This is a genomic window from Brachyspira innocens ATCC 29796 (assembly GCF_000384655.1).
Lineage (GTDB): Bacteria > Spirochaetota > Brachyspiria > Brachyspirales > Brachyspiraceae > Brachyspira > Brachyspira innocens.
The window spans coordinates 63,881-80,259 of sequence record NZ_ARQI01000120.1 but is presented as its reverse complement, the minus strand read 5'-3'; the positions used below and the strand labels follow the sequence as shown (position 1 = coordinate 80,259).

Here is a 16,379-nt window from a genome sequence, read left to right as displayed (position 1 = left end):
ACTCACAACTCACAACTCACAACTCACAACTCACAACTCACAACTCACAACTCACAACTCACAACTCACAACTCACAACTCACAACTCACAACTCTAAAATAATATTTTATTCTTTATATTCTAAATTATTTATATCATCCAAAAATCTTTTTTGGAATTCTGTATCAAAACATAAATATGCTGTTAATATTTTAAAAAATATTAATATAAATAATTTTTTAAGGAGTCATATATGACAAAAATATCAAAAATTTTACTTCTATTATCAGTTATAATGGGGCTAATGCTTTCAAGCTGCAGTAACAAGACAACAGATCCTACACCTAAAACCTTTAAGCCTCAGGATTTAGCAGGAACTTGGAAATGTACCGATGCAGGCTTAGAAGGAGATAGTTTTGAGTTTAAAGCTGACGGAAAAATTAAAGCTACATTATAAGGACAAATATTTCCAAGAGAATATCAAATAACTGATTGGGAAGCATCTAAAGGAAAAGAAATCAGCAAATACACACTTACTATACCTGAAAATGCACATAGTGTTTCTGCTTTAGGCGACCTAACTTTTGAATTTACAAGTTCTTCAGAATGCAAAGTAAGCAGTTCAAAACAGCCTGGAGGCGTTCAGAATTTTAAAAAATAATTAATTTTGAACATAATGTAAAGGTATAATTAAGAAAATTAATTATACCTTTTTATACAATTTATAAAAGGATAATTAAATTTTATGAAAAAATATTTATATTTATTTTTCTTAATAATGTTTTTATTATTAATAGGATGTTCAACAACATCTACAGGAAGGGATGTTCCTATGTCAATGCAGATAACAGCAGATATAGAAGCAGGAGAAATTTTAACAGCAGAACTTCCGTATTCAAATGATCCTGATTGGAAAGAACAATTAATAGCAGAAGCTTTAAAAGATAAAAACTATGATGTGCTTCTAGCCCCAAGATATCAGATAATTCAAAAAGGATTATCTAAAAAAATGAGAGTGGTTGGAAGAGGAGCAAGGCTTAAATAAATTTAATAATTTTTTATTATAAGAAACCTGCAGTTGATATCTATATCAGCTGCAGGTTTTATTATTTTATTTAATTATAAAAATAAACTATTTTTAATTAACTTTATGGAATATAGAATCTCCATAAAAATAATCCCCTGATTTAATAGTTAATTTATCACCCTCTAATTGATAAGGAGCATTTGCCCATCCTTTTGGAGAAGTTATTTTATTACCATCATAGGTTCCATCTGCATGATTTTTAGAATCCTTATTCTTAGCATAGTTAATAGCACTGTTACTGCCTGTACACCAGCCTACCCCAACAGTAGAACTATCAAAAAAATGCAAAGCACCCCATTTAACTCCATTTATTTCTCCCTTAGAACCATCAGCAATCCATGTTGTTCCGACTAAGCCTGAATTATTATTTCCTGAACCATTAGGACCTGTAGAATTATTTGAACATGCAGAGATCATAAAAATAGTTAAAAATATAAAAAATGCGTAAAAAATATTCTTTTTCATTTTTACTCCTAATTAAATTTCTTCTATTATATATATATATATGTCAATAGGTTTACATATTTTTTAATAAATTTTAAAGCATCATAAAATATATAATCATAATTTCATTTATTTTTTATTGTTCTTTTTTAGAAATACCAGCATCTGTACATAAAAATATTCTATTCCTCACCGTAAATAACTTACTTTAATCAAAGGCAAATAATGAAGTTTTACATATATATTAAGACTTTTAAAAATTTTATTGTTTTAAGAATTAAAAAATAACATATACTATAATAATAAAAATTCAAATTTGATTAAAGATTAAAAATATATTATACTAACCCTAAAATTTATAAACGGATAGCTATATGCAGGAAACATTTTTTGGAAGCGAAAAAGAAGAAAATCAAAAACTCACACCTATGATGAGGCAGTACAAAGAAATAAAAGATAAACATAGTGACAGTATACTTCTTTTTAGAATGGGAGATTTTTACGAAGTATTTTTTGATGATGCAAAAGTAGTGTCAGATATATTAGGACTTACTCTCACCAAAAGAGCTAATGTACCTATGGCAGGAGTTCCTTATCATGCTATAGATAATTATTTGTCAAAATTAGTTAAATCTGGAATGAAGATTGCTATATGCGATCAGATGGAAGACCCTAAAACAGCAAAAGGTATAGTAAAAAGAGAGGTTACTCAGGTTATAACTCCTGGTACAATTTCAGAAAATAAATATTTAGAATCAAAAAGCAATAATTATCTAGCCTCTATAATAGTTTCAAAAAGCGAAAAAAATGCAGCTTTATCTATATGCGATATTTCTACAGGCGAGCTTTACGCTTCAGAAATAAACTCTAATTTAGAAAATCAAAATGAAGCTGTAAAAGAAATTATTAATGAACTTACAGAAGAAATTATAAGATTTTCTCCAAAAGAGATTATGACTATAGAATCCGTTTCAGAAAGTATAATTATAAAAGAGATAAAAAATAAGTTTTCAAATATATTTTATAGTACAACGGTAAATTATACTGCTGAATACTCTTATGCATACAAAACTTTAACTAATCATTTTAAAACAGTGTCATTAAAAAGTTTTGGTATAGAAGAAAAACCTCTTTTAATATCTCTTTTAGGTTCAACTATATTTTATATTCAGGAGCTTTCAAAAACTTCACTTGAACATATATCTAATATTAAACTATATAATAGAAGAGATTCAATGACTTTAGACTATGCCACAATAGCAAGTTTGGAAATATTAGAAACAATAAGAAATGATAACAATAAAATGACATTATTTGACACTATAGACAGAACAAAAACTTCTATGGGAGCAAGATACTTAAAAAGAATAATAGTAGAGCCATTATTAAATATTAATGATATAAATAAAAGACTTGATAATGTAGAGTTTTTCTATAAAAATCAAAAGTTTATGTATAAAATAAGAGATTTGCTTCAGGATATTGGAGATATAGAAAGACTAGCATCAAAATTGGCACTTGGGAGAATAAATCCAAAAGAATTAGTATCATTAAAAAGATTTTTAGTGAGTTCTCTTGAAGTTGTAACTGAACTTGCTATGAATAATTTTGAAGATGTAAACTTTGAAGAAGTTAATGATATAAAAATAATAACTGATTTAATAGAACGTGCTATATTAGAAGACCCAAAAGTTGTTATAAATGAAGGCGATATTATAAAAGATGATTATGATGAAACGCTAAAAAAATATAATGAGGCTAGAAGAGAAGGAAGATCTTGGATAGCAGAACTTGAACAAAATTATAAACTAGATACTGGAATAAATAATCTAAAAATAAGATACAATAATGTTATAGGTTATTATGTAGAAGTAACAAAATCAAATGTATCTTCAGTTCCAAGCGATTTTATAAAAAGACAAACATTAATAGGAAGCGAAAGATACACCACAAGCAAATTAATGGAGTATGAAAATATTATTAATGAAGCTAATGAAAAAAGTTACGCATTAGAATATGATATATTTATTGATGTAAGAAACAAAACCAATGAATATTTGAACTCAATATTAAAAATGGCAAGAGTAATTTCTATAATAGATGTTTATTCTTCTCTTGCATGCCTTGCTAAAGAGGATAATTATGTTAAGCCAATAATAACAGATGACGGAATAATAGATATAAAAGAAGGAAGACACCCAGTTGTAGAAGTTAATCTAAAAACAGAAAGTTTCATTCCAAACGATACATATTTAGACAGCAAAAATGAGCATATGCTTATAATTACAGGACCTAATATGAGCGGTAAAAGTACATATTTAAGACAAACCGCTTTAATAGTGCTTCTTGCTCAGATTGGCTCATTTGTGCCTGCTGCAAGTGCTAAGATATCTATAGTTGACCGTATATTTACTCGTGTTGGGGCAAGCGACAATATTGCAAGAGGTGAAAGTACTTTTTTGGTAGAGATGAATGAAACAGCATACATACTTAATCATTGTACTGACAAAAGCCTTGTTATAATGGATGAAATAGGACGCGGAACTTCTACCTATGACGGACTTTCTATTGCTTGGGCTATAGTAGAATATTTAGTTCATGAAGAAAATAAAAAGGCTAAAACATTATTTGCTACGCATTACCATGAACTTACTATGCTTGAAGATTTGGAAGGTGTTAAAAACTATAAAGTATTAGTAGAAGAATATAAAGATGAAATAATATTTATGAAAAAAGTTACAGAAGGAGCAGCAGAGTCAAGCTACGGAATATATGCAGCAAAAATAGCAGGAGCTCCTAATAAGGTTATAAGAAGAGCAAGTGAGATATTGAAAAAGTTAGAAGCAGAGGCAAGCATACAGGTTGAAAATATAGAATTAAATACACATAAATCAAAGGATATACTTCCATTTTATGATAACTCTAATAAAGATAATATTAACAATATAATAGAAGAAAAAATAAAAGAAAGCGAAATAGAAAAAGAAATTAAAGAATTAAATATAAATAATATTACACCAATTGATGCTATAAATTTAATTAATAAATGGAAGAACATGATATAAAAATACAAGTTTTTATATAAATGTATTTTTTGTATAAATTCAATTTTATGATTTATAAGCCGAAATTATATTATAATAATGAGGTGTACAATGACTGAACAATACTATTACAAATCAACAACTGAAAGAGAATTTGACTGTGTAAAGGACGATGAAAGATTAATAGAAACCTTATCGGATAAAGGCTACACAGTTTATGCAATAGCCCAAAAATCTAATCAGCTTATACCATATCATGAACACCCTTCTGAAGAAATGGTAATAGTATTAAGCGGTAAAGTAAGATATATAGTTGAAGAAGAAATTGTGGATTTAGAAGAAGGCGATATTATAAGGGTAAGACCGCATTCTGTACATTCCATGATAGGCATTTCAGAAAGCGGCATTTCAAATTTGCTTTTGGTTTTTATTTAATTAACTGTAAATGTATTTAATAATTATTAGCGATAAGTTTAAATAAATTTATAATGCTTGTTTAATATTCTATAACAAATTGTTTATATATACCTAAACAACTATAATTTGTCAAAAATTAATTTTTAAAATTTAAAATATTTGCAGGGCTTTACCCCGTACACCCACTTCTTTTTTTACGTCTGTCCACCTTCGGTATGCCACAGCCCGTCTGCGGTGAGAAGCAAAAAGCCTATATTTAAGGCTAAATTTAATTAATTTATTATACATATATAACATAATTAGTACTATTTAGTATTGTTTTTGTACTTGCACTTTTTGCAACTTTTTGCGGCGGGAAAAAGTTGAATAAAAAAATTGACAAACTTAAAAATTTTTAGTATATACCTAAACAAATATAATTTGTCAAAAGTAAAGTTATATTTTTGTTTTGATATCTGGGGCTTTGCCCCATACCCCAGTTCTTTTGTTGACACAAAGAACCAAAAAGACTGCATTTGACGAAGTCCACCTTTAGGTGTAGCCAAAATTTCGGGTATTATCACACATTTAATACGTATCTTTAAAGTATAAAGTTCTATCAATTGCGTTTTTCGCAACTTTTTTGTGCGGCAAAAAAGTTAATAATTCTATATAATATGCATCAATTGACAAAATAAAATTGTTACAGTATATACCTGTAGAATTTTATTTTTTCAACTGATGCAGTTAAACAAGTCTATTGTATAGAAAAAGGCATTATATGTAATTTTTTTAAATAAAAAGAGCTATGAAGAAAAAAAATCATAGCTCTTAAAAAGAATTTATGTTTTAAAGTGGTATATAGTTTTTACTGTTATTTAATTTACAGCATCTGTATTATTTTCTGCGGTATCATTAGCCGTTGTATCTTCTGAAACAGTATCAGATTGATTTTCATTTGCTGCAGTGTCTTCTGCGGTCGTCTCATCAACAGTGGTTGTTTCTTCTCCTGTTATTGTTCCATCTGTGGTAGTATCATCAGATGCAGTTGTCTCATCTGTAGTAGTTTCATCTGTATCATCTGTAGGGCTTGTAACCATTTCATCTGCTGCTGGCTCTTCTTTAGGAGGCAATTTAAGATTATCAATATCTTCTGCCTTGATACTTAAATCCATTCTTCTTATAACCATTTTGGCAGTTTCAATATCAACAGTTTCTCCCAAAGCATCAAGCAATGTTATTTCAGGATCTTCATTTCTATACTGCTTCATTTCAAGAACATATCCTTCAGAATCCCTTGCTGTAGTTGTTTTATTTCTGCCGTCATTTTCCATATCTATAGTAACACCATCAGCTCTTACTTCATTTAAAGAACTTCTTCCGTCAATATAAGTTCTTGATGTAGAAGTGCTTCCATCGGCTTCTGTTGTAGTAGTTTCTGTATTGCCTGCAGTGTCTCTTGTAGTTATTGTAATAGAGCCGTCTGGTTTTACTGTAGTTGTAATACTGCTTGAATCTGCTGATACAACTTCAGTTACAGTGCTGGAATCTCTATTAAGAGTTGTAGTTTCTCTTGAACCGTCCTGTCTTATTATTCTTTTTATAGTCGTACCGTCTGGCATTTTTATTTCGCTTATAGTGTCATCAGATACCGTATCAGTTATAACAGTGCCATCAACTTTTTTAGTTACAACAGTAAAAGATCCGTCATCATTATATGTTTTTGTAATAACACTTCCGTCATCAGCTTTAACATTATATGAGAATGTACCTGCTCCCGCTCCAGATGAGTTTCTCTCTTCTACTCTTCCGTCTGGATAAACTACTTTTAAACTGCTTGTTCCATTAGTATCTACAGTTGTAGTTCCTATACTTCCGTCTATATAATTGGCCACTACAACATAACTTCCATCTGGATTTTCTGTTTTTACTATTAAAGCTCCGTCAATGCGTTTTGTTTCTGTTACTATATTTCCAGAATTATCTTCAGTTCTTTTTACTTCCGTTCCGTCCAAACTTCTGGTATAGAAAAATGCTCCATTATCATCTTTATAGTTTGTAGTAATAGAACCGTCAGATCTCTCTACTACAAATGCTTTATTACTGTCTAAAGTTTTTCTATTTATAAAAGAACCGTCTGGATATAAAGTGTATTCATAAGTATCGCCTGATGAAGTTTTTGTATTAATAGATTTAGAATTATCTATCATATAAGTTTCTATTCTTTTATCGCCGTTTTCAAAAACTGTCTCTATTTCTCTTTTTCCGTATGGATAAATTATATCAGAGACTTCATAATTATTTGAATACATTTTTGTTCTTTCTATTTTTCCATTTTCATAAATTATTCTAACACCATTAGGATATATTGTCTCTCTTTCATAATCAAAATTTGGAGATATACTTTCTGTAGTGATACTTCCGTCATTATTTGTATTTACCCTATAATTATTTGTAAAAGGCATAAATCGTATAGATGTATCATTGCTTCTTATCAATGCTATAACTCTTTCTAATGATTCTTTTTGATAATAGTCATTTCCTACATTAGTTAAAAATATCTCATATGAAATAGCAGCATTGGTTATCTCTCCAAGTGCTAGGAAAGTATGCCCCATATTAAGATATGCACTGTAGTACAAAGCCCAGCTGTTATATTCATCAACAGATGCTACATTAGTTTTTATCTCTATCATATTACCATTTGTATCCATAACATTAGTCATTACAACTATATTTGTTACAGTGTATGGATTTTCTTCTGTTATAACATATGTAGAGCCTGTAACAGTAGAGTTTGTATTTAAAGTAACAGTATTTGAATCACCTGCCTCATTAGTAACACTGTCTGGAGGAAGAGAAGTTGAAGATGATAAAGGATCTACAACTTCAATACTGAAATTGGTATTTGCTTCAAATATTACTGTTGTATTAGTAAACTCATAATCATTTGTGTATGTATTTGTAATAACAACATTTGTAAACAAAGGCAATTTTGTAAATGTATTATCTATAGTATTTTTTATATTTTCATTTGCCTGATTAAGATTGTTTATTGCATCTGATATATAGTTTGTGGACATTGTGTTAGTTGATGCAGTATTAGTAGATATAATGTTTTCAGCTGATGAATTAGTTGATACTAAAGTCATATCATTAGTAGGAGATTCTGTAGTCAAATATGTATTAGTTGATAGTTCATTAGTTAATGATAAATTTGTTATTGAATCGCCTGAAGACACTTCATCAACATTAAAAATAAATACTGTATTAGTTACAACATTTTGAGAAACTATAGAATTTGTTAAAACTTCATAATTTAATTTAGTAGTGTATGGAGAATAAAGACGCTCAATGGATCTGTTATACCAAAGAAGAGCATCTTCATAATTTTTTAACTGATAGTAAGAGTTTGCTATATTGTTGCAGTATGAATAAGAATCATTTATATCAAATGCTAATTTATAATAATCTATTGCATTTTGATATTGTTTATCCTGAAAATAACAAGCTCCTATATAGTAGTAAAGCATATCATTTGTAGATAATGGTCTTCTTTTCAAATATAAAAGAAAAGCCTCTCTTGCAAAATTATATTTTTTTTGGAAGAAAAGTTTTTCAGCATTATAAAATTCTCTATCTATATTTCTTTCATCATTAGGAGCAGCATTCTGTGCAAACAATGATGATAATGATATAAAAATACTAAATATTATAAGAAGTTTTTTCATAATAATATAATCCTCTTTATTTATTTTAAAGGATAATATTTAAAACTATCAATTTTTTATATAGTCAAAATAATGATTAAATAGGGAGTAAAGTATATACTCACTATATCCCCTCACCTTTTTATTCTTATCCAAGACATCATTTAAAAACTCAAAGGTCTTTTCATCTGGATTTTCTATATAGTATAGTCTTTCCTTTGATAATGATAAAGTATCATTTTTTATCATTTTTATAAGTGAGAGTTCTTTTAATTTATCCTTTTTGTCTTCTCTGCTTGCCTGATATGAAAATAAGCGTTTCACTAAATTTTCAAATACTATTTTATTATACATAACAGCACGTCTTACATCAGTATCAACGCTGCCGTCATAATTACTAATTTCACTGTCAAATATTGCTATTGATATAGCAGACCTAATATCAGCAAATATTGCTTTTTCTTCTTTAAGTTTAAATTTTTTACTAGACATAATATTAGAAAATATTTCACCTTTATTTAGAATATAATACATATATTAATATCGACAAAGATAAAATTTTAATTAGACTAAAAAAACCCCTTCCATAAATATATTATGAAAGGGGGAGAAAATTATTTAATATTATTAAAAATTATTTGTTTTTAATAGGATCATTAGGGTTAGAAGCAGCTTCTTTAGATAATCCGCGTGCCCATTGACCTGTAATGAATAATTCAACAACTGCTAATATTATCATAACAGCAGCTATAGCAGCTAATACATAACCGTCAAAACTAGCTTTCATAACATTAGTATATACTACCAAACATAAAGCTGAAAGAGTAACAGCAAACATGAATGTTAGAGGGATAATATTTTCCCAAGAATTTCTTTTTTGTCTGTTTTTTATCCAAGCAGCAACAGCAAGTAAAGACAATCCAGCTAATAATTGGTTAGCACTTCCGAATATAGGCCAAATTCTAGCATAACCATAAAGAGTAAATCCTAAAGAGAATAGTACTGTAATACCAGTAGCTACATAAGGATTTGTAAGTATAGTTTTATGTACTCTTCCGTCAGCAGAAGTGTATTCGCCTAATTCCTGTATTAAGTATCTTCCTATACGAGTAGCACTGTCTAATGAAGTTAAAGCAAAAGAAGCAAATGCCAAAGTAACGAAAGTTTTACCCATACTTAGCGGAACTCCGAAAGAAGTCATGAAAGTAGCAACACCTGTAGCAAATCTAGCAGCAGGAGTACCTTCGCCATTACCAGGAACAGCAGAAACACTCATTAAAGCAACTATAGCAACTATACCTTCAATAAGCATAGCACCGTATCCTACTAATTTTGCATCTTTTTCACTGTTAAGCTGTTTAGCACTAGTACCAGAACTTACAAGAGCATGGAAGCCAGATATAGCACCACAAGCAACAGTAATGAAAAGTATAGGGAATAAGTAGTTGCCTTCGCTAGGCATAAAGCTAGTGAAAGCCGGAGTTTGTATATCAGGTCTCATTATTACCAAACCAACAACACCGCCAACTACCATAGCATAAAGCAGGAATGATGATAAATAGTCTCTAGGCTGTAATAATATCCATACAGGCATTAAAGAAGCTAATATTATGTAAATAACTAATATTATCCGCCAGTGTATTTTTTCTAAAGCCAAAAATGGAAACTTATCAGAAATGAAAATAATAGAAGCTAATAATACAACACCAATGATTGTAGAAACAGCAACGCCTGCACCTCTTCTATATACTAAAAATCCGAATAATAAAGCCAAAACAATGAAAAGCATACTAGCAGTACCAGCAGCAGCAGATTCTCTGGCATTATCAACGTTTACAGCAAAAGTACCAGCAGTAATGTCTAAGAAAGCAGCTACTACCAAACAAATAGTAATAAATGCATAAAGAGTAAACATTATTTTACCTTTTTGGCTTACATTATGTCTTATAACTTCTCCAATAGATTTACCTTCATGTCTTAAAGAAGCAACCAATGAACCATAATCATGTACGCCGCCGAAAAATACACATCCGAATATAATCCACAAATACACAGGAAGCCAGCCGAACATAGTGGCGATAATAGGACCTGTAATAGGACCAGCTCCAGCTATTGATGAGAAGTGGTGTCCCAACAATACTTTAGCATCTGTTGGTACATAGTCTTTACCGTCATTAAGAGTATGAGCAGGTGTTTTTTTACCAGGGTCTATTCCCCATTTTTTTGCTAAGTATGAGCCGTAAGTTATGTAGGCTACAAAAAATATGACCATACCTAACAATAGAAGAATGAAAGCATTCATTTTTATCTCCTTTTTTATTTGTTTTATAACCTCCTAAAAATCCGAAAGAAGAAGTTTTAACTCTTTCTTACGCATTTTAGGTAAGTATACATTTTTATCTGTCATAGACACTATAGCATACTGTGTCTCTGACCAGCCATGAAATAATAGTTTGTAATTAACTTTATAAAAAAACTTTTTAGCCATCTTCTCCCATTCTTTTTCTAATGGGCTTTCTGTTACTAATATGCCTGTAATTACACTTCTTTTATGAAATTTGTTAGGGTTTGAAAGTATAGGAGTTAATCTGATTAACATATCCTGAAAATTTTCTATATCTTCCTTCTTTAACTCTTTAATAAATCTCAAAAGCATATGCTCAAATACTGAATAACCTTCGTACACTGTAGATTTTGTTATAAATGATTTAAAAAAGTCATTTCTATGAAAAGCATAAAGATCAAAATATTCATCTTCTTTTGTAATTTCATATTCTAAATCAAAATGTCTCATCAATTTTTCTGAAACATTGAATATGTATTTTTTTACATTTTCATTATCAATGTGAAGTTTAGCCATGTTAATTTCTCCATGCTATATATTATATAAAGATTTTTTCCATTGTCAAGTTTCTATACATACTAATTAGTATATATTATTATTTAGTATATAATGTCATATTATTTATATATTCCAAAATAACATTATAAATTAATATTAAAACATTTATAATTATTATACATGATAAATATTGTATGTAGTAATTCTCCATTGTCAAGAGCTTATCGATATTTTTTCTCTTTAATATATAAAAATATCATTATTCACAGATTTTTTTATATTTTATATCAGTTTTAATTTATTTTATAATTTTAGATATAATTAAGACATCTTAATATTATAAATACTTAATAAAATATTTTTCATTTTATTAATAGCAATGGATCTATGACTCATAGAATTTTTCTCTTCTAAACTCATCTCAGCATATGTAACATTATATCCATCTGGCTGAAATATAGGGTCATATCCGAAACCGTCAAAACCTCTTTTGTTTTCTATTATTTTTCCATTAACTCTGCCTTCTACTGCTATATAATAATTATCATCTAATACACATACAGCTGAAGTTATAAAATATGCACTTCTGTCATCTTTATCTTTAAGTTCATCTAAAAGCATCTGCATTTTTTCTTTATAACCCAAATTTTCTCCACCATATCTTGCTGAAAATATACCAGGTCGTCCCTCTAAAGCATTAACACAAAGTCCAGAATCATCTGCCAAAGACGGAAGCTTAGTAAAATTATATACAGCTTTAGCCTTTATAATAGAGTTTTCTATAAATGTATTTCCATCTTCTATTATTTCTCCAATATCTGAAGGCATAGGCAGTATTTCTTTTATAGCACTTCCTTTAAATATGGATTCTATTTCTTTTAATTTATGTTTGTTTGCTGTTGCTATTACCAATTTATTCAACATATTAATATCCTTATAAAATACTTAAATTATTAATCTTTAATATTAAAAAACAAATAAAAATCTTTACTGTTTGGAATATAATATTCCATAACATTGCCTATTATGGTATATCCATTTTTAGGTGCATAATTCTCAACTATATTATTAAATATTTCACTATAATTTTCTATATTACATTTTACTTTAATAAACTTACCGCCTTTAATATTCCATTTTACCCAGCCTTTTGGAGCAATAGAATTTTCTTTAACCTCAACTCCAGTCATATATTTACCCATTTCTCCCCAAGGAGCAAAAGTTTCGTCCATATCATTCATTATTCCCCATATACCAGCCAAATTATTATTTTCATCAACTTTAACCAAATTAATTATTTCTTTTATATTTTTATTGAAATTTTGCCAGAGAGGAAGAACCCACTGAGAATGTTTTTCACTTTCTCCAGAAGCTACTTTTCCTACCACTTCAAAATCTTCTTTTTCTACTATCTCTATATCCATAAAGTTTATCTCCTAAATTATATAAAAAGTATAATAACATATATTCTAAAAATTTATTAGTTTATATAATATTAATTTTTAATATTTTGGCAACATAGTGAGGGCAAAATCCTGCAATATTTTAAATTTAAAAAATTTATTTTTGACAAACTAGTTATTTAGGTATGTATTTATGCTATAATTAAGTTTAAGCATTTTGACTTTTACATTATTATATAATATAATTTACATATGAAAGAAAATGATATTATTACTATTGATACTCTTAATAAGAAAAACGATTGTTTTGTAAGGTATTTGTTTTCAAATTTAGGTAATGAGAATATAGTTTTAAACTTTATTAATTCTGCTATGAATAATTTAAATTTCAGTACCTTTGTTAAAGTAGAAATACTTAATCCATTTAATTTACAGAAATATTTAAATAGCAAAGAATCCATTGTAGATATAAAATGCGAAACTGATACTGGCGAAATAGTGATGATAGAAATACAACTTCAAGGCAATGAATCTTTTGCTAATAGAGTCCTATTTTATTGGGCAAGTGGTTATAGTCTTACTTTAAATAAAGGCGAAGATTATAAAAAATTATGTCCTGTTATCAGTATTAATATTTTAAATTTTATATTATCATATGATATAGAAGATTGTCATACTTGTTATGTAATTAAAGAATTAAAGCATAATAAAATATTAACAGATCATTGCCAGCTTCACTTTTTAGAATTACCTAAATTTAATAATAATAATTCTTTAAAAACAGATTTAAATAGTTGGTTTAAATTTTTTAATGGAGGTGAAAGTATGGAAAATTTGATAAAAGAGAATACTATTTTTAATGAAGTAGAAAGAAGATGTAAATCTTTTATATCAGATAATCCTTTATTAGATGCCTACAGAAAAAAAGAAATAGATGAATACTTTTATAAAGATACTATGGAGAGAGAAAGAGAAAAAGGTTTTAATGAAGGTATAGAAAAAGGTATGGAAAAAGGAAAGTTTGAACAGAAGAAAATAATAGCAAAAAGTTTAAAGATATCTGGCATGGATATAGAGTTTATAAGTAGAAATACAGGTTTAAGTATAGAAGAAATAGAGAAATTATAATAAAAATTAACTATAAAACTAGTGTATTTAATCTTAAATTATAAAATTGTGTCTAAAATCTATTGTATAAATAAAATGAGTACTTTGTTTCCCATTATTATATAATTAAAAATTAGTTTTTTGAACAAGTCTATTAAAAAAATGCACTAATTAAGAATTTTACATTATTTCAATATGGTATATAATAACTCTTCAAAATGAGAGGTAATAAAAAACTATGGCATTAATGTTAAATGAAGAACAAAGACAGGCAGTAGAACATATAAACGGTCCATTACTTGCATTGGCAGGGGCTGGAAGCGGAAAAACTAGAGTTATTACAGAGAGAATAGCATATTTAATAAAACATGGAGTTCTTCCTAGTCAGATACTCGCTGTTACATTCACAAATAAAGCAGCTTCAGAGATGCGTGAGCGTATAACAAAACTATTAAAAGAAAAACCAAAACAATTAGTAGTAAGCACATTTCACTCATTCTGTGTTAGGGTATTAAAAGGAGATATTGAAAAATTAGGATATAAAAATAATTTCAGTATATATTCTTCATCTGACAGCAGAACTCTTATACGTAATATTTTGAGAGAAATAAAGATTAATACTCTCAATTATGATGAAAATTTATTTGCTTGGTATATTGACAGATATAAAAATAATTTGATGAAGCCGTATGAGGTAGAGCCTCATGATGATCTTGAAAAACAAGCAAAAAGAGTATACGAAGTTTATCAGAATTATTTAAAAGGATATAATGCTGTTGATTTTAATGATCTTATTAACCTCACAATAGATTTATATATAGAGTTTCCAGAGGTTCTTAATAAATATCAGGAAAGATTCAGATATATTATGGTTGATGAATATCAGGACACTAATTTTGCACAGTATAAACTTACAAGCCTTTTAGCATCAAAATATAGAAATATTGCTGTTGTAGGAGATGATGACCAAAGTATATATGCATTCAGAGGAGCTGATGTATCAAATATACTTTCTTTTGAAAATGAATACCCTGATGCTAAAATAGTAACTCTTACAAAAAACTACAGAAGTACAAAGGCTATACTTGAAGCTGCACATTCTGTAATAAGCAATAATACTCAAAGAAAAAATAAAGAGGTAGTTGCTGAAGGTGATGAGGGAATACCTCCTACAATAATGCCATGCGAAGATGAAAGAGAAGAGGCTCAATTTGTAGCAGATTCTATTATTAATTACTCTATAAGTAAAAGATTAAACTATGAAGACTTTGCTGTTCTTTTTAGAATGAATGCTCAGTCAAGACTTTTTGAAGAGGCTTTCAGACTTAGGGGACTTCCTTATACAGTAGTCGGAGCTTTTCAATTTTATGAACGTAAAGAGATTAAGGACATATTAGCCTATCTTAATTTGTTTGTTAATCCTGAAGATGAAGTTTCTCTTCTTAGAGTCATAAATATACCTAAAAGAGGAATAGGAGCCGTTGCTATAAACAATCTTAATGAAACAAGTATAAAAAACGGAGTATCTTTATATCAGACTTTGCTTAATTATGAGAGTATGGAAGACATTTCTCCTAAAGCAAAAGCTGGTATAAAAGATTTTCTTGAAATTATAGAACATTATCATAATTTATTTACTGTTGATAAAAATGATATTGAACGTCCTAAACTGTACGAAAACATAAATAAGTTTTTAGATGTTATAGCATATCATAATGAAGTATTAAACTCTAGCGATACCAAAGAGCAAGGTGCTAAAAAAATGGAGAATGTAGAATCACTTATGAACGGCATACTTGAATATGAGAAATCTAATAAAAATGCTACTTTAAAAAATTATTTAGATAGAATACTTCTTATGAGTATAGAAGAGCAAAATGATGAAGAGGAAAAAAAGAAAGGCATTATGCTGATGAGTATACATGCTGCTAAAGGATTAGAGTTTCCTTATGTTTATATATGCGGTATGGAAGACGGTATTATGCCGCATCATAAAAGCTCATCTGATGAAATGGGAATAGAAGAAGAAAGGCGTCTTTGCTATGTTGCTATGACAAGGGCTAAAAAACATTTAACTCTAACCTACTGCAGAAGCAGAACCAAAATGGGCAAAAAAGTAGAATGCACTCCTTCAATATTTTTGGAAGAGATGAGTAAAAATCTTCCTGAAGAAATGGCTATGAATGAAGAGGAGTTTTTCTCAAACTTAAAAGCTTCGCTAAGACCAGAAAATAAACAGTAATCGGCAGTAATTAAAACTTAATTAAAAAATTTACAAACTATATTTGTTTAGGTATATAAAATTAAATATTTTAATACTATGGTGTAATTAATAAAATTTTAATTTCAGAGGGTTTTGTATGTGT

The 16,379-nt window shown here is 28.5% G+C and carries 13 protein-coding genes; 6 read left to right on the top strand and 7 right to left on the bottom strand.

Features of this window, described 5'->3' with window-relative positions:
• Positions 1-233 precede the first annotated feature (233 nt).
• Together F811_RS0110745 and F811_RS0110740 are read left to right on the top strand one after the other, a co-directional pair.
• Positions 234-437 carry a hypothetical protein gene (locus F811_RS0110745; RefSeq protein ID WP_020005248.1) on the top strand — a complete coding sequence of 68 codons (204 nt, stop codon included), beginning with the start codon at positions 234-236 and terminating at the stop codon, positions 435-437.
• 288 nt (positions 438-725) lie between these two features.
• A complete protein-coding gene (locus F811_RS0110740; protein ID WP_020005247.1) occupies positions 726-1,025 on the top strand; it encodes a hypothetical protein in 300 nt (99 codons plus the stop codon).
• Between the two features lie 93 nt (positions 1,026-1,118).
• Here the strand turns inward: F811_RS0110740 and F811_RS0110735 are convergent, their stop codons facing one another.
• Positions 1,119-1,484: a hypothetical protein gene (locus F811_RS0110735; RefSeq protein WP_156821998.1), complete on the bottom strand. Its 366-nt coding sequence runs from the start codon at positions 1,482-1,484 to the stop codon at positions 1,119-1,121.
• A 401-nt stretch (positions 1,485-1,885) separates the two neighbouring features.
• Between F811_RS0110735 and mutS the strand changes: the two genes are divergently transcribed.
• Complete coding sequence (gene mutS, locus F811_RS0110730; RefSeq protein ID WP_020005245.1) at positions 1,886-4,576, top strand: DNA mismatch repair protein MutS; 2,691 nt, start codon at positions 1,886-1,888, stop codon at positions 4,574-4,576.
• A gap of 90 nt (positions 4,577-4,666) precedes the next feature.
• A complete protein-coding gene (locus F811_RS0110725) occupies positions 4,667-4,990 on the top strand; it encodes a cupin domain-containing protein (protein WP_020005244.1) in 324 nt (107 codons plus the stop codon).
• Between the two features lie 839 nt (positions 4,991-5,829).
• On the opposite strand, the gene F811_RS0110715 is transcribed toward F811_RS0110725, so the two are convergent.
• The 6 genes from F811_RS0110715 to F811_RS0110690 form a co-directional block, all read right to left on the bottom strand.
• Positions 5,830-8,682, bottom strand: a complete 2,853-nt coding sequence (locus tag F811_RS0110715; RefSeq protein WP_020005242.1) for a tetratricopeptide repeat protein — start codon at positions 8,680-8,682, stop codon at positions 5,830-5,832.
• Positions 8,683-8,730: 48 nt separating this feature from the next.
• Positions 8,731-9,153, bottom strand: a complete 423-nt coding sequence (locus F811_RS0110710; protein WP_026364423.1) for a hypothetical protein — start codon at positions 9,151-9,153, stop codon at positions 8,731-8,733.
• 142 nt (positions 9,154-9,295) lie between these two features.
• Entirely contained in the window at positions 9,296-10,963 is a 1,668-nt protein-coding gene (locus F811_RS0110705) for a carbon starvation CstA family protein (protein ID WP_020005241.1), read from the bottom strand.
• 33 nt (positions 10,964-10,996) lie between these two features.
• Positions 10,997-11,521 carry a DUF8052 family protein gene (locus F811_RS0110700; protein ID WP_020005240.1) on the bottom strand — a complete coding sequence of 175 codons (525 nt, stop codon included), beginning with the start codon at positions 11,519-11,521 and terminating at the stop codon, positions 10,997-10,999.
• A gap of 303 nt (positions 11,522-11,824) precedes the next feature.
• Positions 11,825-12,427 carry an RdgB/HAM1 family non-canonical purine NTP pyrophosphatase gene (gene rdgB, locus F811_RS0110695; protein WP_020005239.1) on the bottom strand — a complete coding sequence of 201 codons (603 nt, stop codon included), beginning with the start codon at positions 12,425-12,427 and terminating at the stop codon, positions 11,825-11,827.
• Positions 12,428-12,456: 29 nt separating this feature from the next.
• Positions 12,457-12,927 (bottom strand): GyrI-like domain-containing protein, encoded by a 471-nt coding sequence (locus tag F811_RS0110690; protein ID WP_020005238.1) that lies wholly within the window; start codon positions 12,925-12,927, stop codon positions 12,457-12,459.
• A gap of 231 nt (positions 12,928-13,158) precedes the next feature.
• Between F811_RS0110690 and F811_RS0110685 the strand changes: the two genes are divergently transcribed.
• Complete coding sequence (locus F811_RS0110685) at positions 13,159-14,034, top strand: Rpn family recombination-promoting nuclease/putative transposase (RefSeq protein WP_020005237.1); 876 nt, start codon at positions 13,159-13,161, stop codon at positions 14,032-14,034.
• A gap of 217 nt (positions 14,035-14,251) precedes the next feature.
• Complete coding sequence (locus F811_RS0110680; RefSeq protein WP_020005236.1) at positions 14,252-16,255, top strand: ATP-dependent helicase; 2,004 nt, start codon at positions 14,252-14,254, stop codon at positions 16,253-16,255.
• The last annotated feature ends 124 nt before the right edge of the window (positions 16,256-16,379 follow it).